The organism is Streptomyces canus (genome assembly GCF_030815415.1).
GTDB lineage: Bacteria > Actinomycetota > Actinomycetes > Streptomycetales > Streptomycetaceae > Streptomyces > Streptomyces canus_F.
On record NZ_JAUSWW010000002.1, the window covers coordinates 25,174 to 49,855 of the forward strand.

At 67.4% G+C, this 24,682-nt stretch carries 21 protein-coding genes and 2 pseudogenes; 11 read left to right on the plus strand and 12 right to left on the minus strand.

Features of this window, described 5'->3' with window-relative positions; translation table 11 throughout:
- Positions 1–59: 59 nt before the first annotated feature.
- From QF037_RS49285 to QF037_RS49325, 9 genes are all read right to left on the minus strand, one after another.
- Positions 60–1,289, minus strand: a complete 1,230-nt coding sequence (locus QF037_RS49285; RefSeq protein WP_307038018.1) for a hypothetical protein — start codon at positions 1,287–1,289, stop codon at positions 60–62.
- 6 nt (positions 1,290–1,295) lie between these two features.
- Positions 1,296–1,571: a hypothetical protein gene (locus tag QF037_RS49290; protein WP_307038021.1), complete on the minus strand. Its 276-nt coding sequence runs from the start codon at positions 1,569–1,571 to the stop codon at positions 1,296–1,298.
- A 2-nt stretch (positions 1,572–1,573) separates the two neighbouring features.
- The gene (locus QF037_RS49295) at positions 1,574–2,569 is read right to left on the minus strand and encodes a C40 family peptidase (RefSeq protein WP_373464010.1); all 996 of its coding nucleotides are present in this window, start codon (positions 2,567–2,569) and stop codon (positions 1,574–1,576) included.
- 190 nt (positions 2,570–2,759) lie between these two features.
- On the minus strand, positions 2,760–4,445 hold the full coding sequence (locus QF037_RS49300) for an FtsK/SpoIIIE domain-containing protein (protein WP_307038023.1): 1,686 nt from the start codon (positions 4,443–4,445) through the stop codon (positions 2,760–2,762).
- Between the two features lie 234 nt (positions 4,446–4,679).
- Entirely contained in the window at positions 4,680–6,662 is a 1,983-nt protein-coding gene (locus QF037_RS49305) for a hypothetical protein (protein WP_307038024.1), read from the minus strand.
- Positions 6,663–6,760: 98 nt separating this feature from the next.
- Positions 6,761–6,952, minus strand: coding sequence for a DUF5999 family protein (locus QF037_RS49310; RefSeq protein ID WP_307038341.1), 192 nt, complete (start codon positions 6,950–6,952; stop codon positions 6,761–6,763).
- Positions 6,953–7,150: 198 nt separating this feature from the next.
- Positions 7,151–7,360, minus strand: coding sequence for a hypothetical protein (locus QF037_RS49315; RefSeq protein ID WP_307038026.1), 210 nt, complete (start codon positions 7,358–7,360; stop codon positions 7,151–7,153).
- 539 nt (positions 7,361–7,899) lie between these two features.
- Positions 7,900–8,151, minus strand: coding sequence for a hypothetical protein (locus tag QF037_RS49320; protein WP_307038028.1), 252 nt, complete (start codon positions 8,149–8,151; stop codon positions 7,900–7,902).
- A 108-nt stretch (positions 8,152–8,259) separates the two neighbouring features.
- Positions 8,260–8,724 carry a hypothetical protein gene (locus QF037_RS49325; RefSeq protein ID WP_307038030.1) on the minus strand — a complete coding sequence of 155 codons (465 nt, stop codon included), beginning with the start codon at positions 8,722–8,724 and terminating at the stop codon, positions 8,260–8,262.
- Between the two features lie 366 nt (positions 8,725–9,090).
- Here QF037_RS49325 and QF037_RS49330 point away from each other — a divergent pair, with 366 nt between their 5' ends.
- The 8 genes and pseudogenes from QF037_RS49330 to QF037_RS49365 all read left to right on the plus strand — a co-directional run bounded on the left by QF037_RS49330 (position 9,091) and on the right by QF037_RS49365 (position 16,770).
- Complete coding sequence (locus QF037_RS49330; RefSeq protein ID WP_307038032.1) at positions 9,091–9,423, plus strand: GntR family transcriptional regulator; 333 nt, start codon at positions 9,091–9,093, stop codon at positions 9,421–9,423.
- A 500-nt stretch (positions 9,424–9,923) separates the two neighbouring features.
- Entirely contained in the window at positions 9,924–11,630 is a 1,707-nt protein-coding gene (locus QF037_RS49335; RefSeq protein WP_307038035.1) for a helix-turn-helix domain-containing protein, read from the plus strand.
- Between the two features lie 42 nt (positions 11,631–11,672).
- Entirely contained in the window at positions 11,673–12,653 is a 981-nt protein-coding gene (locus QF037_RS49340) for an asparaginase (protein WP_307038037.1), read from the plus strand.
- Positions 12,654–12,680: 27 nt separating this feature from the next.
- The gene (locus QF037_RS49345) at positions 12,681–13,142 is read left to right on the plus strand and encodes a PPC domain-containing DNA-binding protein (RefSeq protein ID WP_307038039.1); all 462 of its coding nucleotides are present in this window, start codon (positions 12,681–12,683) and stop codon (positions 13,140–13,142) included.
- A 92-nt stretch (positions 13,143–13,234) separates the two neighbouring features.
- Positions 13,235–13,513 (plus strand): helix-turn-helix domain-containing protein, encoded by a 279-nt coding sequence (locus tag QF037_RS49350; protein WP_307038041.1) that lies wholly within the window; start codon positions 13,235–13,237, stop codon positions 13,511–13,513.
- 316 nt (positions 13,514–13,829) lie between these two features.
- Positions 13,830–15,284 (plus strand): hypothetical protein, encoded by a 1,455-nt coding sequence (locus QF037_RS49355; RefSeq protein ID WP_307038043.1) that lies wholly within the window; start codon positions 13,830–13,832, stop codon positions 15,282–15,284.
- Between the two features lie 151 nt (positions 15,285–15,435).
- Positions 15,436–15,651, plus strand: a pseudogene (locus QF037_RS49360) (transcriptional regulator); the annotation flags it as partial.
- A 363-nt stretch (positions 15,652–16,014) separates the two neighbouring features.
- On the plus strand, positions 16,015–16,770 hold the full coding sequence (locus QF037_RS49365; RefSeq protein WP_307038046.1) for a DUF5131 family protein: 756 nt from the start codon (positions 16,015–16,017) through the stop codon (positions 16,768–16,770).
- On the opposite strand, the gene QF037_RS49370 is transcribed toward QF037_RS49365, so the two are convergent.
- Positions 16,757–17,860, minus strand: coding sequence for a three-Cys-motif partner protein TcmP (locus QF037_RS49370; protein WP_307038048.1), 1,104 nt, complete (start codon positions 17,858–17,860; stop codon positions 16,757–16,759). The two genes, QF037_RS49365 and QF037_RS49370, sit on opposite strands and share 14 nt — an antisense overlap.
- 180 nt (positions 17,861–18,040) lie before the next feature.
- Between QF037_RS49370 and QF037_RS49375 the strand changes: the two genes are divergently transcribed.
- Positions 18,041–18,442 (plus strand): hypothetical protein, encoded by a 402-nt coding sequence (locus tag QF037_RS49375; RefSeq protein ID WP_307038050.1) that lies wholly within the window; start codon positions 18,041–18,043, stop codon positions 18,440–18,442.
- Between the two features lie 88 nt (positions 18,443–18,530).
- Here the strand turns inward: QF037_RS49375 and QF037_RS49380 are convergent, their stop codons facing one another.
- Positions 18,531–18,992 (minus strand): tetratricopeptide repeat protein, encoded by a 462-nt coding sequence (locus tag QF037_RS49380; RefSeq protein WP_307038052.1) that lies wholly within the window; start codon positions 18,990–18,992, stop codon positions 18,531–18,533.
- Positions 18,993–19,067: 75 nt separating this feature from the next.
- Here QF037_RS49380 and QF037_RS49385 point away from each other — a divergent pair, with 75 nt between their 5' ends.
- Positions 19,068–19,217: a hypothetical protein gene (locus QF037_RS49385; RefSeq protein WP_307038054.1), complete on the plus strand. Its 150-nt coding sequence runs from the start codon at positions 19,068–19,070 to the stop codon at positions 19,215–19,217.
- 1,218 nt (positions 19,218–20,435) lie between these two features.
- The gene (locus QF037_RS49390) at positions 20,436–24,122 is read left to right on the plus strand and encodes a hypothetical protein (RefSeq protein ID WP_307038056.1); all 3,687 of its coding nucleotides are present in this window, start codon (positions 20,436–20,438) and stop codon (positions 24,120–24,122) included.
- Positions 24,123–24,126: 4 nt separating this feature from the next.
- Here QF037_RS49390 and tpg read toward each other — a convergent pair.
- Positions 24,127–24,681: pseudogene (gene tpg / locus QF037_RS49395) on the minus strand (telomere-protecting terminal protein Tpg).
- Position 24,682 lies beyond the last annotated feature (1 nt).

A 24,682-nucleotide genomic window follows, 5' to 3' on the forward strand; every position in this document is an offset into this window, starting at 1 on the left:
CCACGATCACGGGCGCCCGCCGGGGATGGCGGACGCCCGTGATCGTGAGCGGCCGGGTGTTACGGAATGGCCGGCGGGGCCGCCGGGGGTGCGGGCGGCGAGGGTGCGGGCGGCGGGGTCGGCGATGGGGACGGCGGCGGCTGGCTGCGGTACGCGGCCCGTGCCTCCTGGCGCACCTGCCGGACGGGTTCGGTACGGGCCGCCCGGTCGGCTGCCTCGTTCCGGGCCTGTGCCACGGCCGACGCCGTGGTCAGGCGGCCGGTCCTGCCGGCCACCTTCACGCCGTAGGCGCCCATCAGCTGTGCACCGTCCTGGCGCAGGGCCCGTCGGGGGGTGTCGACCCTGCGGATCTGGCGGGGGGAGGTCTCCGTTTCGTAGTGGTCGGGGACTCCCGCGCGGATGGCGGCCCGCGCGAGGCCGTTGTCCGTGCGGCGTTCCATCCAGCCCCGCGCTCCGCGGGCCACCATGGGCCCGAAGTACGGGACACCGTGGAAGATCATGCGGAGCATGAGGACGTCGACGGCGACCAGGAGGACGGCGTCGAGGACCAGGGAGCCCTGCACTACTGAGACGAACGGCGAGAGCAGCAGTAGCGCGAACGGCGCGAACATCAAGCCGAGGAGCCGCTGTGCCCACGCCTTGACCGCGCCCATTTCCCCGCCCCGCGCCATGGAGGCGAGCACGAGGGGGGCCATGCACACGAAGATGAGGATGCCGAGCTGGCGGGTCATGAAGACCAGGACGGCGATGCCCAGGGCGACGGCCAGCGCAGCCCACATGATGAGCTGCGCCGCGGGGTTACCGGCGTCGGGGCCGACGGTCATGTCCGCGCGGATGGCCCCGAACAGGGTCCCTTCGTTGGAGTTGAAGGCGACCCTGAATGCTTCGCTGATGGCCGTGTTCAGCAGCATCACGGCGCCGGGAATGGCCGCCATGCCGGCGACTGCTGCCAGTGTCCAGCCGGTCGAGGCTCCCATCTGCCGTAGCCGTGGCACGCCCTGCCATGCGGTCAGGGCGCATACGACCACGACGCAGGTGAAGATGGCGATGGCTAAGTGCTGTCCCAGCCACATGAATCCCTGGTAGATGCCGTTGTCGGCAGTCGAGGGTGCCCAGGCGTCGCTGGGGGCGACCAGTTGCTTGAGCAGGTGCAGGAAGTGGTCGACGACGTCCTTGACGTAGTCGGACGCCCCGCCGGTGAGCCCGCCGCCGGTGTCGAATGGGGTTTCGCCGGTCTCGCAGTACTTCTTGCTGGGCCCGTACAGGCCGTCACACGGGTTGTCTGCCATGGGTCATCAGCCCTTGGCTTCGGTGACGGTCGAGAAGAGCGTGTTTCCGTACAGGGCGAGGACGACCGCGATGAACAGGGTGCCCACGGCCAAGCTGCCCTTGCGGAGTGCGCCCTTGGGGTCGTTGGACAGCTGGAGCAGCATGCGGACCGCGATGATGGCGATGACGGCGGCGATGCCCTTGGTGACCAGGCCGCTGCCGGTGAGGCCGATGGTGTCGAAGAAGTCCTTGAAGCCGGCGGACATGTCGACGGGCTTGGCGAGGGTGATTGCCTTGAACATTCTCAGGTCTCCTTGCTCTGCGTGGAAATGGGTCGGGCGACGGAATACAGGTCGGACATGACGTCCATGGGGTCGTACCGGACTTCCGCTCCGGGCCGGGGTGCGTCGATCATCCATCCGCCGCCGATATAGATACCGACGTGGTGAATCGATGTGGGACTTTTCCCGTAGAAGACGAGGTCTCCGGGGCGGATTTCGCCCGGCTTCAGCGGCTTGGATGCCGCGTATTGCTGTGCGGCTGTACGCGGCAGTGTGATTCCGGCTTTCGCGTACGCGTAGAGGGTCAGTCCGGAGCAGTCGAATCCGGTGACGTTCGCTCCGGTGCGTCCCTTGGGTGAGCAGCAGATTCCCGTGCTGGGGCCGTTGGCGTTTCCGCCGCCCCAGGAATACGGGGTGCCGATCATTTTCTCTGCTGCCCGGATTGCGGTAGCGGCCTGTGAGCTGGTAGCCGATCGTCCGCCGGACGACGGGGTCGCGGCGAGTGCCCGGATCGACCGGACGTAGTTCTGTGTTTCCTTGTACGGCGGGATACCGCCGTACTTTTGCACAGCGCCGCTTCCTGCGTTGTAGGCGGCGAGCATGTTGCTTTGTCTGTCGCCGGGCACGTCCTTGACGTCTGCGGCGACGGTGCACAGGTACTGGGCTGCGGAGGGGATGGCGTCCTCGGGGTCCCACACGTCGCGCTTTCCGTCTTTATTGGCGTCGATTCCGTGGGTTTCCCAGGTGGACGGCATGAATTGTGCGATGCCCTGAGCGCCGACCGGTGACGTGGCTTTTTCTCCAAAACCGGATTCCTGGTTCAGGAGCGCGGCGAGCAGGTTCGGTGTGACCTCTGGGCAGGTATTTCCAGCCTCTTCGATCAGCGCTTTGTATTTGGCGGGGACGCTCAGGCTGAGCGCCGCGCCGGCGGTCTGGGTCGGGGCGGCCTGGACGAGCGCGGCGACGATGACGAACGACGTCGCTCCTACGCCGGCGATGACGCCGGTAGAGGCACGCAAGGGTGCTGACTCCTTCCTGAGAGACGAAACGATCATTTCCGCTGATCAGCGGTACAGCGGCAGGCCGCCGCGAGCCCGCCGGAAGCCCGCCGTGAGCCCGCCGTGAAGCGGGCGGCACGGCGGGTGAAACCGCCTGTACGGCGGACTGCCGGCGGGCCTGCGGCGGGTTGCTGGCGGGCTGTCCGGCGGGTCATGAACCGGACTTGGCGGCGGCGTGCAGATCGCTGATCCAGTAACCGCGTGTTCCCTTGTCGTCCTTGTCCGGCGTGACGCCAAGCTTGCGGGAGAGCTTTTTTCCGCGCTCCCCTGGATTGGCTTCTGTGATCCCGAGAGCAGGCGCGAGTTCGGCCGTGGGCATAAACTCCAGCCCCTGGCTCTCCAGCAACTCGATCGCCTGCTTCAGCGGGGTGACCGGACCTTGCTCAAGCGTCTTCTGCTGCCGGGCGACCACATCGTCCACAACTTCCCAGATGAAATCATCCGAGAAATTGAATCCGCGAATCAGTGTGGACTTTCCGTGAGCGAAAAGAACGGCCTGACCCTTGATCGTCGGATCGAGGAGCGGTGGACTGATCGGGGCAATCGTCTCGAAGTATGTGTCTCCGAGAGCGACCTTCGCAGTTCCCTCGGACGCCACGTACAGGCACACCCGGTAAAGGAACTGATCACGGACAATGACCGGGATTGCATTCTGTGCCGGGCGTTGTGTCAGCATGACCACAGAGATTCCCGACTCCAGACACTTGGAGACCAGCGACCGGGCTTTATCTGCGATGCGTGCCGCGTCTTCCCTACCGGCGTTCGTCCCATCGTGTGCGAAGAAATCTGCTGCTTCGTCCACGATGAAGAACACCGGCTTGAACGTCGGCTCAGGCTGCCGGTTCCTGATCGCCTCCCGCTTCTTCTCGTATCGGGCCTCGCCCCGGGCGTTCAGCTCATCGACCATGCTTTCAAAGACGGCCGGTGAGTCGGACGACTCGTAGCGGACGGCGACCTTTTCGAATCTGGTCAGCCCGCAGAATTTTCCGTCCAGCAAATACAGGTCGAAATCTCCGTACGCAATGAGCAGACAGGTGATCAGACCGTTGACCAGGGTGGTCTTTCCCATCTGCGTCATTCCGCCGACCAGCAGCGATGCCCGGTCGAAGGTCTCCACGCCGTTGAGCCGCCCGATCACGTCGTGCCCGAGCGGGACTCCGGCGAACGTCTCGATCTCCTGCCGGGTCGGCGCGGGGAACGGCCTGGTGTGCGGCGGCTCGTCCAGCACCAGCAGCTGCGTGCGGCGGTCGTTGTCCCGGCTGCGCTCCATCGTGGTGTGCAGCCTGGTGACGCCGAACATCCCGGCGACGGGCCCCAGGCGCTTCTCGACGTCCCGGAACGTCTTGCCTTCCGGGACCAGGAAGTCGTATCGCGTGCCCTTGCCCGGTGCGGGTACCGGCGTGATGGTGACCTCATCGGCGCGGATGATCTCGTCCTTGCGGATGACTTCCGCCTTGGCGAGTGCCGCCGTGAGCTGCGGATGCGGCACGGCCACCAGCGCGGCGGCCTGGTCGCCGCCGATCACGGCCGTGGCCGGTGCCTCCTGCACTGCGGCCGTGGCCGGTGCGTCCTGCGCCGTGGCAGCCTTGGCGGCCGCCGCGGGCTGGTTCTCGCCCGCGAGCCATCGTCTGAAGCGCGCCCGGGCCTTCCAGGCGAGCCAGCCGAGACAGACCAGGACACCGACCACGAGCAGCACGGTCGCTGCCCAGGACAGTCCCAGTGCGTTCTTGATGGCGGCGAGGATGCCGAACACGATGACCAGGCCGCCGATCCCTCCGGCAGCCTGCCCATACAGGTCGTCGTCACTGACTCTGACCTGCTGTTTCTTATTCCCCACACCCCCTCCTTCTGTAGTTGTCCGGGCGCGAGCCGAGCTGCTGCGGACCGGTGTTTTCCTGCGATTTGTGGTGCTCGCCGGGTCTGCTCCCCGGGTCTGCGGACGCAAGGTCCGCTCGCCGGGTCACTCGCCGGGTCTGCACCGGTCGACTGCGTTTTGGCTTCCGGCAGTCGCAGCAAGGGCCAGCCCGCAGGGTGCGGGCTGGCCCTCACTGGTGGTGCCGGACGGGGGTCTTCAGGCGTCCGCGTCCTCGGGTTCCTCTTCGCGGTCGCTCTCGTCGTCGGCTGTGTCGGCCTCCTCGCCCTGGTCGAGGCCCTCCTTCAGCAGCAGCGCGTTCCAGGCGCGGCGTACACGCTCCTCGCTGCCGATGAACCCGGCCTGGCGGAAGGATGCGCCGGCCTTGCGCTGGGACATCGGCGGGTCGTCGCGGTAGCGCAGGTGCCGCAGCACGACGTCCAGCTGTCCGTCGGTCAGCGGCTCGCCGTGCTGCGGGGTCGGCACGCCTGCGACGGCCGCGAGTTCGGCGAGTGCGACGGCGTCGCGCCCGGTGCGACGCTCACCGTCACGGTCACTCGCCAAATCGTCCTGACCTGCGTGACGACCACGGCCGTCCGTGCCGGAGGCGTCGCGCCCGGCGGGCAGGGCGGGGGCGGTGGGAGTCCACTGTCCGAGTTCCGGCAGCCGGATTGCCGCGACCGAGGCCGGCAGGACCTTCTCCGTGATCGTCTGCGCGGTGGCTTCGGCCTGCGTGTGCAGGTCCTCGGTCATAGCCTGCTGCTGTTCCAGCACCGACTTGCGGTACTCCGTCTCCGCTTCGGCTACCCGCCGCTCCAGCTCCGTTGCGAGCTTCAGCAGCTCGATCCGGTGCGCTGCCTCCGCCTCCATGGTCTCTAGCTGATCGGCTACCAGCTGACGCTTGTGCGCGATGGCCTGCTGAGTGTCGGCCGACACCTTCCGTCCGAGCGACGGCAGGGTGATCAACCATGCGGTCTTGGTCGCGACGATGGCGATCGGCGTGAGAATCACGGCCAGTTCGAACTGGCCGGAGCCCCGCATGATCAGGTCGGCGGTGGGGATCGCAGCGTTGATGACCGTGAGCGCCAGACCGGCGATCTGTACGCGCAGGGCGCGGGACTTGTTGTTGCCGGAGAGAATCTCGGTTGCCTGGAAGACCACCCACAGGGCGTCCAGAGCGCCCACGGTCGGGACCGCCCATGCCCCGAAGCGGGGTTCGAGGATCTGGTAGCTGACGGCCATCGACAGGATGGCCACTCCCAGGGTGACGATCCCCAGGACGCTGAGGACCATCCCGCGCGGGGAGGGTGCCTGTGGCCACGTCCACTCTCGCTTGCTCACGGTCTTTCTCCTTTGCTCGGTCAGCCCGGTGGCCGTGCCGGACAGGCGGCCGACCTTGGTGACGTGGGTGTCCTGCTGTGAGATGAGGCGGCGCACCCGCTCCGTGAGCGGCATGCAGGTGGACCATTCGCTGTAGTAGCGACTGCCGTAGTCCTCGGCCAACGTGATGTGCCAGTCCGTGGCCTCGGGGTAGCCCGCCCTGGCGAGCGCGGCATGGTGTCCGAGGTCGGCGTACAGGTGCTTGTCGTGCACGCGGGCGATCTCCCATGCCCGGTCGTCGAACGCGCTGGCCGCGGCCAGGGCCCGTTCCTGTGCGTCGACCAGGCGGGAGAGCGCTGAGGGCCAGTCCGTGGCGGCCGCCGGAGTGCGCAGGTAGTCGTAAGCCGACTCCAGCGCCTTGTTCTCCCGCTCATAGGCCTGCCAGCGGGCGCCGGTGTCCTTGACGGTCTGCTGCAGGTCGGCGACATAGGCGGCGTCGCGCCACTGCTGCCGCGCCTGCTCGTACAGGTCGTCCAGGATGCCGCGGGCGGCCCTGCGTAACGCGCGCTCCGCTTTGTCGTCAGACCCGTAGGCGAGCTTCGGATCGGTGTGAGTGTCCGGGGTGGAGGGATCCGACTCGCGTCCCGTGAACGGGGCGAACTCGAACCGCAACGCGTACGTGCTGTGCTGAACCCTCTTCAGGTACGGCGGCAGGTACGGCCGGAGTCGTTCGAAGATCTCCGTCATGCCCTCCGGGGTGATCTGGAATTTGCATCCGCCTGCCGTCGATGTCTCCGTCACGAGCGCAGGTGGCGGTGTCGGGTCGTGGTGGGGCAAGCCGTTGTCGTCCAGCGGCTTCCGCAGCGCGATGGTGCTCGCCATGTGTCCCTCCTCAGTGGTCGGCCGGACTGTCCGGCCGCCCGCCATCGCCCGCGCTGGCCGCCGTAGTGGCGGCAGGGGCGAGCGGTGACGGGCGGCCGTCAGGCCGTGGCCGTGAGGGGACGGTGCGGGGCGACGACCCGGCCGTCGGGCAGCAGCTCGCCCGTGTCGTCGAAGAGCAGGGCGCCGTTGCACAGCAGGCTCCATCCCTGCTCGGGGTGGGAGGCCACTACGCGGGCGGCCTCCCGGTCGGGACTGTCGGCCGTCGGGCACGGCGGGGTGTGCCGGCACAGGCTGCTGGGCTGAAGCCGGGACGGGGCGGTCGGCGGGGTGAGGGTTCGCATCAAAACCTCCGGGAGGTCGACGATGGAGTTGAGGACGCGTGGCTGCGCGGCTCCCCTGGACACCGCCCGGACCAGCCCACGGGGGAGTGGGGCCGGGCCGGGCGGGTCAGGCAGCCGACAGAGGTGGCGGTGTCGACTGGCGGATCGTCAGCGCCGTTGCTGGCGCTGACGGTTGAGGTAGGCGTCCTGCAGCCGGGTGAAGGACTCAAACAGCCGCTGCCCGGTGGGGCAGCGGCTGGTGTCCGTGCAGTCGGCGCAGGTCGCGCGGTGTTCGCGGTGCGCGGTGTACGCGACCTGGTAGCGGTCGTACAGGTCCTCGGGCACGGTCAGTACCCGAGGCTTCGGCAGGCGTCGCACGTCCAGGCGGTGACCGGGCCTGCGGGCTGCCCCGGTGCGACGCCGAAGGTGCCGCCGCACTGGTCGCACTGCAGGCCGCTCGCGCGGCACAGGTGGTGCGCTAACCGTGCGAGCCGGCGCCTCACGGTGACACCTCGCCGGTCACGGCCCGGTACGTGCCGTCGGCGACCGCGAGGACCATCGGCGCGTGCTCGCGGTAGAGCGCCTCGAGGAGCTCGCGGGCGGCGGTGTCGCCGGGGCGGGCGGCAGCAGCCGGCGGGTGCGGCCGGGGACCGGCCGGGGTGGGCCGGTCGGGGGCCGCTCGTGCGGAATGGGGCGCCGCGGTAAGAGAGGACGGGTGATGGCCACGGGCCCGTCAGCCATGATGGTCATGTGGGTTCCCTTTCGCTGGAAGGGTTCGCCCGCGACACCAAGACCCCCCAGGGCTGCAATCCCTGGGGGGTCGTCATGTGTGGCGGGCGGTGCGTCCTGCGCACTCCGCCGACCACCAGCCCGCACGAAGCGGGATGGTCGCCGACGGGCAGCGCAGGGCTGCCAGTTCAGACCTGCACTATCTCGAGCACGCCCATCAGGCTGCTGCCGTACAGCGAGACGACCGTGAGGGGGCGGCCGTCGCGGGTGCGCAGCTGGTCGCCGGCCGGGGTGCGGGTGTAGGCGACCGGCGCGAATCCGGCGAGTACGTTCGCGCCGATCAGGCGGTGCGCCTCGTCATGGCTCAGGCCAGTGGTCAGGTAGCCGGCACCCAGCGTCGGGCCGAAGTACTGGTGCGAAATGAGAGCGTCTCGGGGCATGTGGGTCTCCTGACGTGAAGTGGATGTGGCTGGTCGTACGAGCAGCCACGGCCCCAGCCATCCCGAGTGATCGAAAGGCTGGGGCCGTGGGCGTTCGTCCGAAGTGGGTCAGTTCGCGCGGCGCTCGGGACGCAGCGTCTTGAGCGGCACCAATGTCTGCTTCTGCGCGGCGATCTGGCTGACGGCCGGAGCAGGCGCGATCTGCGGCTTGCGTCGCACTGTGGTCCGGCGGCGATGGCCGGTCTCCGCGTGACCGGCCTCCAAACGCTGCTGCCACTTCTTGACCGTGACATCGACCGTGACCAAGCGGTTGCTGCCCTGGCAGCGGACGGCCGCGTCTTTGCCTGCCCGACCGGTGTCGTGGGGCACGAGTTTGGGCTTGCTGGCCTGGAAACCGGTAATCGGCACCCACGTCTTGCAGTCAGGGCAGATCAGCGACGCGCAGGCGGGGCGCAGGTCGTACTGGTGGGGCTTGAGGATGGAGATGACGAGCGCCGGGCGGCCGTTGACGTTGCGCGAGCGGGTCCGGCTCCGGCGGGGACGGGCGGTGCGCTCAAGGGGCGAAGCAGACAACTGAACTCCTCATGGACGGAGTGGCAGGGGGCGCGTCGCGATGCTCTCTCCGCCCTCCAGGCCGCACGGCAAGCCGGGCGTCCCGCAGGACAGACAGCGCACAGCGCTGCGACGTGCACACAGTCGTCGCGGCCGTCAGGCTCCGGGGGAGTTTGATGAAGCTCTCAACCCCGGCCGCCCCGAAGGGCGGACGACTCCTGCTGTTTCTCAGTGGTGCCGGTCTCCGGAAAGGTCCGATGCTGGGAAACCCAGTCGCAACCTACCCGGCTTACTCGGGTTAGTTGGTACAGTGCCTCAACCGGCACACTGTGTCAACTAAGCTGGTGAACCTATCTAGACTGGTGAGGGAGCTCTACGATGTGGCTCATGACGGCCGAGGACTTGCAGCCTTACCAGCGCATCGTGCAGGACGTAAAAGACCAGGTGAGGCTTGGCCGCCTGAAGATCAAGGACAAGCTGCCGAGCACTCGAGAGCTCGCAAGCCACTACGGCGTCGCCCCCGGAACGGTGCAGAGAGCACTCGCAGAGCTCCGCGCCGAGGACGTCATCTACTCCCATCAAGGACGCGGCTCCTTCATCCGAGAGTCGGCCATGAACGCCGTTGCCGATCCAACCGCCCAGGCGATCAAACGCCTTGAGGAGCAGGTTGCTGAACTGCGCGAGCGGCTGGAGCGGCTTGAAGCCAGCGACGGCAGATGAGGCTGACTGGGCGCCAAGGGTGGACCTATTTGCTTCAGGCATGGCACTACCGATCCCGCCTGGTGGAAGGCCCCACAAGCGCCCTCACAACCATTCCAGTCAGGCCAGTGCTGGCTACGGCGGTGACGATGTCTCGGATGACCACCAGGAGCACAGACACGACGAGGCCAGCGGCAAGAATCGCGGCCACTCGCACCACCACTGCGCCTGGCCTCCCGCGAGACCGAGGCGCTATGACCGGTCTCGTGCAGGGGCAGCCATGTGTTGGTGTCGTGCTTGTGGATGTGAAGTCGATCGGACGTCCGTGCGCATCGGTAGCGTGATGCACCGCGTTCGGGGCATGCCGGATCCTGGTCATTTCGCCCTCCTGCAATGGAAGTTGGGAACGTCGGCTGGTGGAGCCGCCACTACAGGTGTAGGCGTGATCTTCAGTAGCTTCTACGGTTGGCCTGTATCCGTCCGGCGGATACAGGGACTTGGATACATGGAGGGGGCCCGACGTGGGGCAGCGGCCGAATGTACTGACGCCGGATCAGTCGCCCCAGCACCGCCTTGGTTACGTGATCCGGGAGCTTCGCGAGGCGCGCGGCCTGTCCATGCGAGACCTGGCCGCCAAGACGTACGTTTCGCACTCCAAGGTGCAGCGATGGGAGAACGGCGACCGGCCGCCGAAGGATCGGAGTGAGGTCGAGCTCATCGACCAAACACTTGGTGCCGGCGGCTTCCTGATCGAGCTGTGGCAGGAGATTGGCCGAGGAGACAGCGGGGCCGGGCATGTATCCGATCCGGCGCTGTATGTATCCGATACATCGTTAGGCCTGGCCACGGCTCTATCTCAGGCGGCAGCGTCGGACAGCGAAGGGATCTTCGTCCCTCGACGTCTCGACGATGGAACGGTGGTACTCGTGGCGCTCGATCGACGCGCGCTGTTGCGCGCCGGTGCAGGGATCACTGCTGCATCGGTAGCTGGTCTTCCCACGCCAGCTGCCACGGTGGTCAGTTCGGTAGAGGATCCCTTCGGTTTCGCGAGAACTGCCACCGAGAGTTGGTCCGGCCTCCGGCTGTCACGCCCCGTCCCGAACTTCGGCGTCGACTGGCAGGCTCTGCTGCCCGGAGGCCGGTCCATGCTCGGCTCCCAGCTCTCCCTGCAAGTCCACCCCGCGCGCATCGAAGGAAGCCGGGTGGTCGTGTCCCTCCCGGACCAGCGGCGTGCGGAAGAGTTCCTGAGCCGGCCACACCGCAGTCTTCTGATCGGAGCGGCCAGCACTGAGGGCATCTCGAAGTTTTACGCCCTTGACGGGCGCGCAGCCCGAGGCAAGCTTGCACGGAATGGGGGCATGTACGAGGTCACAGCGCCTGCCGCCTACGAGTTGGACGATCTCACCTACGGCATTCTGTGGGCCGTCAGTAACTACGACGACGCGCTCCAGGCCGATGACCAGGCGCTTTCTGAGACCCGCAGTGATCTCAAAGCATATGAACGACTGTCCTCCTCTGCGGTCAGCCGCGAGGCTGCGCCGGGGCTGAATACGGTTGCCCATATGTGGCTCGGATCGGACTTCTGCGCCCGCCACATCCTGAAGGCGCTGCCGGATCTCCCGGAGCTGCCCGCGTTCTGGACGCGGGAACAGCGTGGTGAGGAAGCCAGCGCCTGGCTGATCTTCGATCACAAGTATCCGTATCTACGGGAGACCACGAAAGCACTCGGCAGTACGAGCACCCGGGCATTCTGCGTCCCGGAAGAGGTCGTCCGTTCCTCTCCGAGGTACGAGCGGATCCTGCTGTTCCTGGCCGTGGCTCTAATGGAGTCGCTCGGCATCCAGGCCCAGTTCACATCCGATCCCGCGTATGAGTCTGTTGAGGGCTTCGTCGTCGCGCCCGACAAGGAGGCCGTAATCGCGAACTGGGTCAGAGGGGACGGCATGTGGCACGTCGACGTAACCGCCCGGTCCTCGGTCGTTCGGGAGTTCACGATCGCTGCGCGCGACGTCCATGCGGACTCCCTCACAGCGGCGCCGACGGCGGCGGGACGGCTGCGCGCTCTGGCGCAATACCTCGATCTGCCGTGGTCTTGGTTGATCCAGCGGTGCGGGCAGCTCGCCCGGTACGGATCGTCCGGGCTTATCCAGTCGCGCAGCCGACTGGTCTCCGCGGCCGGCGTCGACGCCGCGTGCGCGTACGTGGCCTCGCTTCCGGCCGACCACTGATCCCGCACTACTAACTACCCGTTCACAAAGGGGAAAGAGGCCATGCCAGACAACGCCCGCCGCGTCGCAGTGATCTCGCTCGGTGGCACCATCGCGATGACCGCGCAGACCGCTGGCGGCGCGACGCCGACGCTGTCTGCCGACGACCTCGTCGCCGCCGTACCAGGTCTCGCCGACACCGGCATTGACGTCCAGGTGCACGACTTCCGCCGTCTTCCCGGCGCCTCACTGTCCTTCCCCGACCTGCTCGAGCTCGCCGAGACAATCGAGACGCTCACGGTCGACGGCGTGGTCGTCACCCAGGGGACGGACACGATCGAGGAGACCGCGTACCTGCTGGACCTCGTCACCGCTGGCGCCATGCCCATTGTGGTCACTGGCGCCATGCGCAACGCGAGCATGGCCGGAGCAGACGGCCCCGCGAACGTGCTGGCCGCAATCCGCACCGCGGCCAGCACCGAAGCTCAGGGCATGGGCTGTGTGGTGGTGTTCGGGGAGGAGATTCACGCTGCCCGCTGGGTCCGCAAAACTCACGCCACGAGCCCCACCGCCTTCACCTCGTATCCCGGGCCCATCGGCTACGTCGCGGAAGACCGCGTCCGGATCCTGGCCCGCCCCAGCACGGCCCCGACCATCGCTCCGCAGGGCGCCACCGCTTCGGCGCGTACCGCCGTCTTCACGGTCGGGATCGGAGAGGACGGGACTCTCCTCCATGTCCTCGGCGACCACGTCGACGGCCTCGTGGTCGCGGCGTTCGGAGCTGGCCACGTCCCGATGGCCTGTGTAGACGCTCTTACCGACCTCGCCAAGCGCATGCCGGTCATCCTGGCCACGCGCACCGGATCTGGTCCCGTCCTCCGGCAGACCTACGGCTTCCCCGGCTCCGAGTCGGACCTGCTCGCTCGCGGGCTCATCTCCGGCAGCACCCTGGACCCGGTCAAGGCACGCATTCTGCTGCACTTGCTTCTGATGACCAGTGCCGACAAGGAGCAGATCCTCCAGGTCTTCAGCACTCTCTCGTAACCGCCCCAAGCCCCCCGGGACTTCACCTTGCGTAGCTACGAACTGACTACCGGTCGGACGTTCGCCGTGAACTTCGACCACGGCGACGACTTCTTTCCCACGCTTGCCGACTTCTGCCGCGAGAACGGCGTGCGGCACGGCTACATCCCCATGTTCATCGCCGGCTTCGCCGAGGCAGAGATCGTCGGTGCCTGCGAGAAGTTGGAGAACCCTGAGGCTCCTGTGTGGAGCAAGGTCCACCTGGCTGGGGTGGAGGCAATGGGGTGTGGAACGCTCGCGTACGACGCCGAGACAGACACGGTCCTGCCGCACATCCACACCTCTCTGGGGGAGAAGGCGCGATCAGCCACCGGACACACGAGTCATCTACTCAGCGCTCAAGTGCAGTTCCTTGTCGAGATGCTCGTAGTCGAGGTCACCGCCCCGGTGATGACCCGCCCCAAGAACCCCGACCTCTACGACGTGCCCTTGCTGACTTTCGGGGCGTGAGGCAGTTCAGCGCGCAACACTGATTGAGCCTCAAATGCACTACTGGCAGCAGCAATCCATGTACAGTTTCGATCACAATGGAAGGGGGATTGATGACCGACCTGTTCGAGGCCGTGGACGCGCTACTCAGCCGACCAGCTGATCTCCTGCCTCCCCCGGAAGTGCGGGCCAGGCTGCGGAAGGCTTCTGGTCTGACGCAGGAAGAGGTCGCAGAGGCCTTCGGCGTCCACCGGATGGCTTTTCTGCGTTGGGAGAATGGCCAGTCCATGCCGCGTCCCAAGCATCGCGCCGCCTACTTGCGCCTGCTTAAGGGGTGGGCCGAGAAGCATCCTGATGCTTCTGCAGGATTCGAGCTGACGGAGGCGTGCTGACGTGCACGTAACTGCTCTATCCCCCTAGAAACGCTGAAGCGGCCTCGTCGCCACAACGAGACCGCTTCCTAGCGATTCGACTCGCGCCCTACCAAAGCCCCGAGTCGTGAGCAGCGAGGTGACCTCGTCTGCCGGGTGATGCCCGTGGGCCCTAGAGCCCGCGTGGTCACCTATACCCAGAGTATGCGCTAGAGATAGCGCAACGCCACTATTCCGGGTTCGGCAGTACGCCACACTTGCTGGTCTCGGCTCCCCTACCTGGGGAGATGACCCAGTGCACCGCCCGTTTGCAGACGAGGCTGACGACAGTCAGTCCATGGAACTGATCGGTCCTGACACCGACGGCCTGTACACCAGTCAGCTGCATGACTGGATTCCTCTTTGCCCTGAGTTGACCGATTCTGCGATTCGGTTCTACTGGATCTTGCGGTCTCTCGTGATCGAGAAGCGCGGTCCGGTTCGCAAGCTCACGGTTCGCCAGCTCGCCCACCTCCTGCCGATGAAGGGCGGGCGCCCGTCCAGTGTGAGCCGCATCCGCGGCCTGCTGCGGGATCTCTCAGCGGTGGGGCTGATCAGTACGCCGGAGGGCAAGGCGGTCACGGTCAGCTCCCGCGCCAACGCGGCCGCGAGGCCTCTGCGCATCAAGATCCACGACAAGCCGCGTGCGGGCTACAGCGGGCCGCGCAACGCGTTCGCGCACCTCGACTCGATCAAGCCCGCAGCGGAGCATGCGACCCGGGCCGCCATTGAGAAGGAGGCGCTGGAGAGGGCTGCGCGGAGGGCGGGGCAGAATTCTGACCCGCTCCCCACAGACTCCGAAGCGGGTCAGAATTCTGCCCCGTTGGGTCAAGATTCTGCCCCGTTGGGTCAGAATTTTGACCCGCATTCGGCTGTTGACCTGCGGAAACACGACCTCCCGTTCAGACCTTCCGCTCAGACTCTCCGTTCAGAAGGTGGGGGTGCTGTCCGTCCGTCCGTGCAGGTAGAGGAGAGCGGGCGTGCACACGCCACGGACGGACGGACGGACAGCGGCGGCGGCATCGAGGACCAGGGGCACCAGTCCGATGAGCGGAAGTGGACGCCTGGCGAGCGGCTGTTGGAGCGGATCGGCCGTCATCACCCGGAGATTGGGGCGGGGCTTGCGCAGAGCACGACGCTGCGGGACCAGGCCCGGGTGGTCGACGGGCTGTTGCTGGCCGGAGTGGGTCAGGAGCAGGTCCGGGCGGTGCTGGTCGACCGGCCGTACCCGGCGCCGGCTGAGCGCACCCGGAGCATGGCAGCGCTGATCGCGGCCCGCCTCGGCCAGATCGTTCCGCCGCAGGACTTCAGTGCGCGGCCACAGGTCCCGGCTCAGGCTGAGGCACCGGAGGCTGTCGAGGTCCCGGGGCCCACTCCGACGATGGAGCTTCACCGGACCCGGCGGCCGGAATGCCCGTCCTGCGGGGCGGACTCTCCCGGCGGTGACCTGTGCGGCGCCTGCCAGGGCTGGCCGGCGTGCGAGGCGGGATGTGGGCGGCGGGTGCACGGCGGCGGCGTGTGCCCGTCCTGCTCCGTGGCGCGCCCGGAGGACGGGTCCACCGAGGATCTCGGCAGCTGCCCGGAGTGCGAGCGTCCTGTGGCGACCGCTGGTCTGTGCCCCCGGTGCCAGACCCGCGCTGCCGCCGCGAAGAAGGCGCGGGACGCAGACTGGGCGGCGCAGGTCGCGGCCATGGCCTCGATGACCGACGAGGAGCGACCGAGCGAGGCAGTAGCAGCCCGGGCGTCGTTCTGAGCCCGTCCGGCGTGCAGGGTCCGACATGGAGGACCCGTCACGCACCCTTGAGTACCCGCTGTACGGCCAATCACCTGTCCCAGCGTCAATTCCCGCGCACGGCAGGTCAATCGGCCCTCACAGCGCCGCACAGGCGATCAAGGAAGGAATCATGGCTGAGCGCAACGTGGAGTTCGGGAAGTTCGGAGCCCGCGACCTCAAGGGCTCCGAAGCCGTCGCCGGCCAGTTGGACGCTCTCGCCGGCTACATCGCGACCCCCGCCACCGCCCGGCGAGGCCTGCTTACCCGGCCGCACTACCTGACCCGCACCGACCACGCCCGCGCTGCCGCCCGGAAAGCCGGAAGGGCGGTGACAGTGAGAGCCGTACACCGCGCCGGCAACTGGTCGCAAGCCGGCCCCAATCAAGCCGAACGTTGTCCATGCGGCTGCTGTTCGCCAGCCCGAGCTGAGCGCGCCCGCCACGCCGGGGCCGATGCGGCACTTGGCGTGAACTGCCGGAATACGAAGTGATGTTGATGGCAGAGCACGTGCACGGATGGCCGGTTTTGTGCACGGCGTACTAGCAGAAGGAAGTGAACAAATGTTCTATGTTCGGGATGCTGGATACGGCATCAACGGTGGATGGTTGGATGCCGGTGTCGGTTGGTGCGACGACTCGTTGGGCTTACCGCGGGCCGCAGCAGCGCCGTCCAGGATGAGGCTCGGTTCTAGGGGATGGAGGGCCGGCCGGTGAGCGACCGCAGTTCGATCGAGTGGACCGAGGCGACGTGGAACCCCACCACGGGATGCGACCGCGTCTCCGAGGGGTGCGACAACTGCTACGCGTTGACGCTGGCGAAGCGCCTGAAGGCGATGGGGTCGGCGAAGTACCAGACCGACGGTGACCCGCGCACGTCCGGGCCCGGCTTCGGGCTGACGCTACACCCCGATGCTCTGGCCGTCCCGTACGGCTGGAGGAATCCGCGGACAGTGTTCGTGAACTCCATGAGCGACCTGTTCCACGCCCGGGTGCCGCTCGACTACGTGCGCCGCGTCTTCGACGTCATCGCCGACACCCCGCAGCACACCTACCAGGTGCTCACTAAGCGGGCCCGACGTCTGCGGCAGGTCGCCGACAGGCTGGAGTGGCCAGCAAACCTGTGGATGGGTGTCTCCGTGGAGAGCACGAAGGAGCTGCCGCGCGTCGATGATCTGCGGCAGGTGCCGGCGGCGGTGAAGTTCCTGTCGTGCGAGCCGCTGCTGGGGCCGCTGGACGGACTGGACGTCACTGGCATCGACTGGGTGATCGCGGGAGGCGAGTCCGGGCCGCGCTTCCGGCCGACGCAGCAGGAGTGGGTGGCCGGCATCCGCGACGTGTGCACGGACGCGGAGGTGGCGTTCTTCTTCAAGCAGTGGGGCGGTCGCACGCCGAAGTCGCTCGGACGTGAACTCGAAGGGCGCACCTGGGATGAGATGCCGGCCAGAGGGGCCGTCACCGCAGGCTGACCACACTGGCCTTGGTGAGGCGGCCGGCGGGCACGATCACCCGGCCGTTTCCGTCCAGTGAGTGGAGGGCCCTCCGTGCATCTCGGGCACGCCACTGCGAGGTCTCCAGCAGCAGCCACTGCTCCAACTGTTCGACGCTGGCCGGCCCCTGGCAGAGCCGCTGCTCAACCAGGGTCAGCAATTCGGGGTCGGTCACCTCGCCGTCGTCGAACAGGGAGACCTGCCCGAGGGCCACGGCGTTGCGGACGCGGGGGTCCCTGAAGCGCATGCCGTCGCTCTTGTCGACACGCCACATGGCGTCCTTCATCACTTCCACGCCGCGAGGGTGCTTGGTGCCGAAGACCAGGTACAGCGGTTGGCCAGTCTTCGGGACGACTTCGAATTGCAGGCGGTGGTCGAAGCCGACGCGGTGCAGGGCCTGGCGGTAGCTGTCCAGCCAGGCCCGCCACATGTCCTCGCTGTCGCGGGCCGCAGCCACATGCGTCCAGTGTTCCCGGCCGCCGAACACCCCGTCGACGATGTCCTCGTTGAGTTCCTTGCGTCGGCTGAACCAGTTTGGGCCGAAGGTGACGATGACTTCGCTGGCGGGATTCGCTGCGATGCGGCCCATCACAGACAGCGGGGTATTGACGTTGCCCCAGCTGTCGAAGACCCCAAGGATCGGCTGGCCCCAGGCTTTCAGTTCGGTCAGCAGCGCTACGCTGTCCCGGCCTGCTTCGCCTCGCCGCACCTCCACCCGCACGGGCAGCTGGTCCAGCGGCCCGAAGTTCTTGTGCAGTTCGTTCACCAGGTGCTCGTACGCGGCACGGTCCTTCTCGATGAAAAGCAGCTGCACCCGCTCCCGGGACAGTCCCATCTTGTGCACGTGAGCGTGGTTGAGCAGCCCGCGGAGGTTGAACACCGGAGAGCCTTCTTCGCCGGCTTCGTAGCGGCCCGGGCCGGCGAAGGCATCGAGGAACGTCACCTTCGACCAGCTGCGTCCCGAGCTGGGGCTGGGTTGGAGAAGGATCGGCCACCAGGCGTCGAAGTAGCTCTTGTACAGGCGGTGTTTGGCTCCCGTTGCTGGCTCCAGCGGCCACAACACGCCCATACCGGCCCCCCTCGGACAACAGAATGTTGCACAGATTGTCCGCTGAGGTACTACAAGACACCAGGCCGCGATTTAGCCGGGTATAACGCGGTGGCATCACGATGGCGTCTGGCCGCCGAGGCCCCGGACAAGAGGAGTGTGATGGTTCCGCAAGGGTTGACCAGCGGGCAGTGGAGGCGGATGAAGCTGCGGCACCCTCGCGCAAGGGGCTTCTGGCTGTACTACCCCAATGATCAAGAAGGCGGTCATCAGGCTCTGCGGGTGTACACCAGGGACGCGTACGACTTCGCCGTCGTGGTGTGGAAGACCTGCGGCATCTGCCGGCACGGCGTGATTTCCAAGATCTCGATCATCGACGACTGGCATCGGCAGGGCATCGGACGGCGCCTCATCCGGCAAGCCCTGGACGGGTGTGCTGACTACACGTGGACGACATCGGGGCAATCGACCCTGGCGAAGCAGTTCTTTCCTGCGATGACCGAGGAGACCGGGGCCGCGTTCACGCCGCTCGCGCCAGTTTGCCCACACATCCGGTCCGGCAGACCCGGGTCTGCCGCGCCTCGGTTGCTGACTGGCGGTTAACGGATGGTTCTGGCTGATCTGGAGCCCCGCGGCTACGTCGGAGCGCTCCCTACAATTGCCCTGTTGCTGGTACACGTAGCTGCTCTGGCTACCCAGGTGGGTCACTGTCTCCGCTCGACGCGTCTTCTAGCTGCTCCTTAACCCAGGACAGCACATTGAGGGACTGTTCAAGAGCGGCCTGATAGACCTTTGGCCGCCCGTGAGCCAGTTCACGTCGGATGCCTGCGGCCTCGGTGATTGCCGCCAGTGCTTCCTCCGGCCGCCCCAGTTCGGCCAGCCGGATGGAGAGGTTGTTCAGGCTCAAGGCGAGGTCGGGCTGGAAGGCGTCGGGGCGCGCCGCAGCCAGCTGCCGGTAGATGTCCGCGGCCTCGGTGATTGCCGCCAGTGCTTCCTCCGGCCGCCCCAGGCCTCCCAGTCGGTTGGAGAGGTTGTTCAGGCTCAAGGCGAGGTCGGGCTGGAAGGCGTCGGGGCGCGCCGCAGCCAGCTGCCGGTAGATGTCCGCGGCCTCGGTGATTGCCGCCAGTGCTTCCTCCGGCCGGTCTTGAAGCACAGACAGCCCGCTCCACCGACTGCCGCCGGGGAGTCCTTGTCGTCGTCCACGCACGCATGGAACAGATCGGCAATCTTGTCCGACGGCACGAGCGTGGTGTGCAGAGTGTTCGGCGCGCACGGCTGGAGCCCGCCCAGCCACTCCTGCACGTACGGGGACTCCCGCTCGATGGACACCGTGCCGTTCCACGCCGCCCCGACGATGCCGTACTTGGGCTCGGTGTAGAGGACGAAGTGGGCGTGGCCCGCGGCGGGGTCGTAGACGGGCTCTAAAAAGTCACGCGGCTGATAACTCAACTGGCCGTTTCTCCCTGTGTGTTGAGGGTGCTGTGCTAGTCGGGTTCATCGACGGTGCCTCACTGAGGCACCGTCTGACTAGAGCGCATCGCCTCCATCTGGGCTGTAACGGAACTGCCTTCAGTGCATTCGACGTTCTAGGTGCCGAAGTACTACGTTCTGCCCGCGGGCTGTAGCCGCCGTGGGAGGGGGAAATTCGAGTGGGTTCTGGAACGGGTGGCACACGCTGGTGGGTCTGGGTAGCGGTCGGCCTTTCGAGCGCCGTGTGCATCTCGCTGGTGCTGGTGCTGTTGCTGGCGGATCTGGACACCGCTGATCGTGTGGCCAGTGTCGTCGGAGCGGTACTGGGTGCCGTGGCTCTGGCTGTCTCCCTCGTGCAGCTGTCCCCGTCCGGCACAGGCGGTCCTTCGACGGCCGGGGGCCGTTCCGTACAGGCGGGCGGCCATATCGGACGTGCGGTCACCGGTGACGGGAACCGGCTCCAGGGCCCGGCGCCTTCTCTCCCAGCCGCTGCGCCTTCGACCGCCCCTCAGCCATCGACCAGTGCTCCGGGCGAGCGCGGCGTATCCGCATCCGGTGATATCGGTGAGGCGATCACGGGTGACGAGAACGAGCAGTCATGAAGTGGTGGAAACGCGGCGCTGCCGAGGCCAGCACCTCCCCTACCAGCCCCGCTGAACAGTGCGATACAGACCTGGGGAGGGAAGCCGGCTCCAGATCCGAGAAGCCTGCTCGTGCACTGCCCGGGGGGCCGACAGGAGCACGGGCGGTCAGCACGGGCGGTAGCCAGGGACTGACCGTCACCGGTGACAGCAACAGCATCAGCGTCCTCGGCGACGTGGTGGTGGCCGGGGCCCGGCGGGTACCGCGGTCGTCCTACCTGCTGGAGGTGGAGTCCCTCGAGGCAGCCGCCTTTCAGGGACGGGAAGAAGAGCTGAGGGAGATGGCACAGTTCGCCACCGCTCCCGTCGCTCCGAACGGCGGCTACTGGCGCTGGCTCGCAGAGGCTTGGTCCGGCAAGACCGTTCTCATGGCGCAATTCGTCCTGCACCCGCCCGAGCAGGTCGACGTCCTGGCCTTCTTCATCACCGCCCGTATGGCTGGCCGCTCCGACCGTACGGCCTTCCTGTCCGCCCTCCAGGAACAGTTGCGCGCCTACCTCCAGGACGACGAACTGGACTGCACCCGGCCAGGCGGCTTCCAGGCAGGCCTGCAGCGCGCCGCAGCTCAGGCTCAGGCGAACGGCCGGCATGTCGTGCTCGCCGTGGACGGCATGGACGAGGACAGCGGCGTGGCCACCGCCAGCACGGGCTACAGCATCGCCGCCCTGCTCCCCCGCATCCCGCCCGGTGGCCTGCGGATCATCGTGGCAGGGCGGCCCAATCCTCCCATTCCTGGGGACGTCTCCAGAGATCACCCCTTGTGGGATTCCACCATCAACCACGACCTCAAGCCGTCACCTGCCGCTGTAGCCGTCCGCGCGGACGCCGAACGGGACCTCGAAGCCCTCATCGCCTCAGGCGGTCTCCCGCTGAACCTGGTCGCTTTCACCGCCGCAGGCGGAGGCGGCCTGAGCGCCACCGACCTCGCCAGCCTGACCGGACAGACCGCCCGGCGCATCGAACTCATCCTCGGCGGCTCCGTCGGCCGCTCGTTCCAAGTCCGCCCCGCCCAGTGGGCCCTGGACCCTACAGGACAGCCAGTAACGCTGTATTCCTTCGCCCACCAGGAAATCGCCACCAGCGCCCGCAACCTGCTGCCCGTCGCGGAACTCGACAGCCACCGCGACCGCCTCCACACATACGTGTCCCAAGTACGCCAGGACGGATGGCCAACCACAACACCCGAATTCGCACTGCTCGGATACCCCCGCATGCTGCGCGAAACAAAAGACACCGCACGGCTGACCGAACTGGCCACCGACTCAGCACGCCACGAACGCCTGTGGCAGACCACCGGAACCGACTCCGAAGCCCTCACCGAGGTCAGCGACTCCTTCACCCTTCACAACTCGGCACACGACCCCGACCTACGCGCCTGCGTCCGCCTCGCGCACCACCGCGATCGCCTCCGGCAGAAGGCATCCACCACCCCCACCGGAGTCATCGTCACGTGGGCGCGCCTCGGACACATGCGTAAAGCTCTAACCCTCGCCAGCCTGTGCCAAGAGACGATGCGCATCCACGATGTATTCGGAGGAATTATCCAGGCGGTGACAACGCCGCAGGAAGCTGAACTTGTACTGACCACTGCCTCTTCTCTCCCTAACCGTGCATTTCGAGCTGTGGCCCAGCAAGCATGTGTGACTGGGCTGGTTACTCTCGCCAGTGCAGATCGCACAACGATTTCTACCCGAGCTGGCTCTCGTTCCCAGCGGGATAGTTTGTCGGCCAGTGCTTACGGATTGGCGCCGGGAAATGCTGGTCTGGTCAATAGGGCAACTGTGTTGGCCCGCACCATCACCAGCCCCGACGAGCAGGCGTACGCCCTGGCCACGGTGGCGGAGGCGCTGGCGAAAGCCGGCCACCACAATGAGGCCACCACCCTGGCCCGCACCATCACCAGCCCCAACGAGCAGCTGTACGCCCTGATCTCGGTGGCCGGGGCGCTGGCGAAAGCCGGCTGCCAGGACGAAGCAACCACCCTCTATGACGAGGTCACCACCCTGGCCCGCACCATCACCAGCCCCAACCAGCAGGCGAACGCCCTGATCTCGGTGGCCGGGGCGCTGGCGAAAGCCGGCTGCCAGGACGAAGCAACCACCCTCTATGACGAGGTCACCACCCTGGCCCGCACCATCACCGACCCCAACCAGCAGGCGAACGCCCTGATCTCGGTGGCCGGGGCGCTGGCGAAAGCCGGCTGCCAGGACGAAGCAACCACCCTCTATGACGAGGTCACCACCCTGGCCCGCACCATCACCGACCCCAACCAGCAGGCGAACGCCCTGGCCACGGTGGCGGAGGCGCTGGCGGAAGCCGGCCACCACGATGAAGCCACCACCCTGGCCCGCACCATCACCAGCCCTGACCAGCAGGCGAACGCCCTGGCCACGGTAGTGGGGGCGCTGGCGGAAGCCGGCCACCACGATGAAGCCACCACCCTGGCCCGCACCATCACCAGCCCTGACCAGCAGGCGAACGCCCTGGCCACGGTAGTGGGGGCGCTGGCGGAAGCCGGCCACCACGATGAAGCCACCACCCTCGCCCGCACCATCACGGACCTCGACCAGCAGGCGAACGCCCTGGCCACGGTAGTGGGGGCGCTGGCGAAAGCCGGCCACCACGATGAAGCCACCACCCTCGCCCGCACCATCACCAGCCCTGACCAGCAGGTATACGCCCTGGCCACGGTGGTGGAGGCGCTGGCGGAAGCCGGCCGTCACGATGAAGCCACCACCCTCGCCCGCACCATCACCAGCCCTGACCAGCAGGCGTACGCCCTGGTCATGGTGGTGGAGGCGCTGGCGGAAGCCGGCCGTCACGATGAAGCCACCACCCTCGCCCGCACCATCACCAGCCCCAACCAGCAGGCGAACGCCCTGGTCATAGTGGCGGAGGCACTGGCGGAAGCCGGCCACCCCGACGAAGCCGCCACCGTCTGTGACGAGGCCACCGCCCTAGCCCGCACCATCACCAGCCCCGACGAGCAGGCGTACGCCCTGGCCACGGTGGTGGGGGCGCTGGCGAAAGCCGGCCACCACGATGAAGCCACCACCCTCGCCCGCACCATCACCAGCCCCAACAGGCAGGCGAACGCCCTGGCCACAGTGGCGGAGGCACTGGCGAATCGCGGCTGCCAGGACGAAGCCATGACCCTCTATGACGAGGTCACCACCCTCGCCCGCACCATCACCGACCTCAACAGGCAGGCGTACGCCCTGGCCACAGTGGCCGGGGCGCTGGCGAAAGCCGGCCGTCACACCGAGGCCACCGCCCTGGCCCGCACCATCACCAGCCTCGACGAGCAGGCGTACGCCCTGGCCACAGTGGTGGAGGCACTGGCGAAAGCCGGCCACCACGATGAGGCCACCGCCCTCGCCCGCACCATCACCAGCCCCGACGAGCAGGCGTACGCCCTGGCCACAGTGGTGGAGGCACTGGCGAAAGCCGGCCGTCACACCGAGGCCACCGCCCTCGCCCGCACCATCACCAGCCCCGACGAGCAGGCGTACGCCCTGGTCATGGTGGTGGAGGCACTGGCGAAAGCCGGCCGTCACACCGAGGCCACCGCCCTCGCCCGCACCATCACCGACCTCAACAGGCAGGCGTACGCCCTGGCCACAGTGGTGGAGGCACTGGCGAAAGCCGGCCACCACGATGAGGCCACCGCCCTCGCCCGCACCATCACCAGCCCCAACAGGCAGGCGAACGCCCTGGCCACAGTGGCGGAGGCACTGGCGAAAGCCGGCCACCACAATGAGGCCACCACCCTCGCCCGCACCATCACCAGCCCCGACGAGCAGGCGAACGCCCTGGCCACAGTGGCGGAGGCACTGGCGAAAGCCGGCCACCACAATGAGGCCACCGCCCTCGCCCGCACCATCACCAGCCCCGACGAGCAGGCGAACGCCCTGGCCACAGTGGCGGAGGCACTGGCGAAAGCCGGCCACCACGATGAAGCCACCACCCTCGCCCACACCATCTCTGATCTTGGGCGTATGGCCTTGACTATCGGACGAATAGCGGGGCAAAGGGGGCCTACCAGAGAGGGAAGGATCCTTCTTGCCGAGGCGCTTTCCTGCTGGGCCCTAATGCCTCTGGCCAGTGTGCTCTATTCCGTATCGCCCGAGGCTTTGGACGAAGCCCAGTTGTGTGTGCAGTTGACGTCTTGAGTCTCTACAGCTCGATCTGGATGTGCTCCACGTCGGTGAACTCCACGCCCAGGCCGTGCGCTCGGGAGTTGTTGGCTCGGAAGTACATGCGGGCCAGGCCGTCGGCCGCGATCTGCTGAAGCTGCTGCTCGGTGGCGCCCTGCTCGCGGGCGGCGAACAGCTGGTCCGCGAACTCGGGCGGCAGGGCCTGGGAGGTGTCGCGGATGCGCGCGTCGTCGGTCGTGCCGGGCGCGGCGGTGAACCCGAAGCGGGCGCGGGTGGAGAGGATCAGGCCGCCGGTGGAAGCCGCCTTCTCCTCGCCTTCGCCCGGATCTGCGGCTGCCACCGCTTCTTGACCTCACGTTCGATGCGCTCACGGAGGTCCCGGCGGGGCCGCTTGAACTTGCCCGCCACGTACCGCTCCACGGTGCGCTGGGAGATCCCGAGCGCCTGTGCCGCGGCCTTGGTGCCTTTGAGCCTTGACGAGGAACTTCATCTGCGCCTGGGCGCTCTGCGGGATGCGGCGGGTGAACGCCCCCTCCAGGGCCTGGTCCAGGCTGTCCCCGATCGAGTCGACCATG

Excerpts from the sequence above, each read along its gene's own strand:
- QF037_RS49290 (WP_307038021.1), bottom strand. The coding sequence starts at position 1,571 with ATGTTCAAGGCAATCACCCTCGCCAAGCCCGTCGACATGTCCGCCGGC.
- QF037_RS49375 (WP_307038050.1), top strand. The coding sequence starts at position 18,041 with ATGAAGCTGCGGCACCCTCGCGCAAGGGGCTTCTGGCTGTACTACCCC.
- QF037_RS49370 (WP_307038048.1), bottom strand. The coding sequence starts at position 17,860 with ATGGGCGTGTTGTGGCCGCTGGAGCCAGCAACGGGAGCCAAACACCGC.
- QF037_RS49340 (WP_307038037.1), top strand. The coding sequence starts at position 11,673 with ATGCCAGACAACGCCCGCCGCGTCGCAGTGATCTCGCTCGGTGGCACC.
- QF037_RS49350 (WP_307038041.1), top strand. The coding sequence starts at position 13,235 with ATGACCGACCTGTTCGAGGCCGTGGACGCGCTACTCAGCCGACCAGCT.
- QF037_RS49355 (WP_307038043.1), top strand. The coding sequence starts at position 13,830 with ATGGAACTGATCGGTCCTGACACCGACGGCCTGTACACCAGTCAGCTG.
- QF037_RS49305 (WP_307038024.1), bottom strand. The coding sequence starts at position 6,662 with ATGGCGAGCACCATCGCGCTGCGGAAGCCGCTGGACGACAACGGCTTG.
- QF037_RS49330 (WP_307038032.1), top strand. The coding sequence starts at position 9,091 with ATGACGGCCGAGGACTTGCAGCCTTACCAGCGCATCGTGCAGGACGTA.
- QF037_RS49285 (WP_307038018.1), bottom strand. The coding sequence starts at position 1,289 with ATGGCAGACAACCCGTGTGACGGCCTGTACGGGCCCAGCAAGAAGTAC.
- QF037_RS49320 (WP_307038028.1), bottom strand. The coding sequence starts at position 8,151 with ATGCCCCGAGACGCTCTCATTTCGCACCAGTACTTCGGCCCGACGCTG.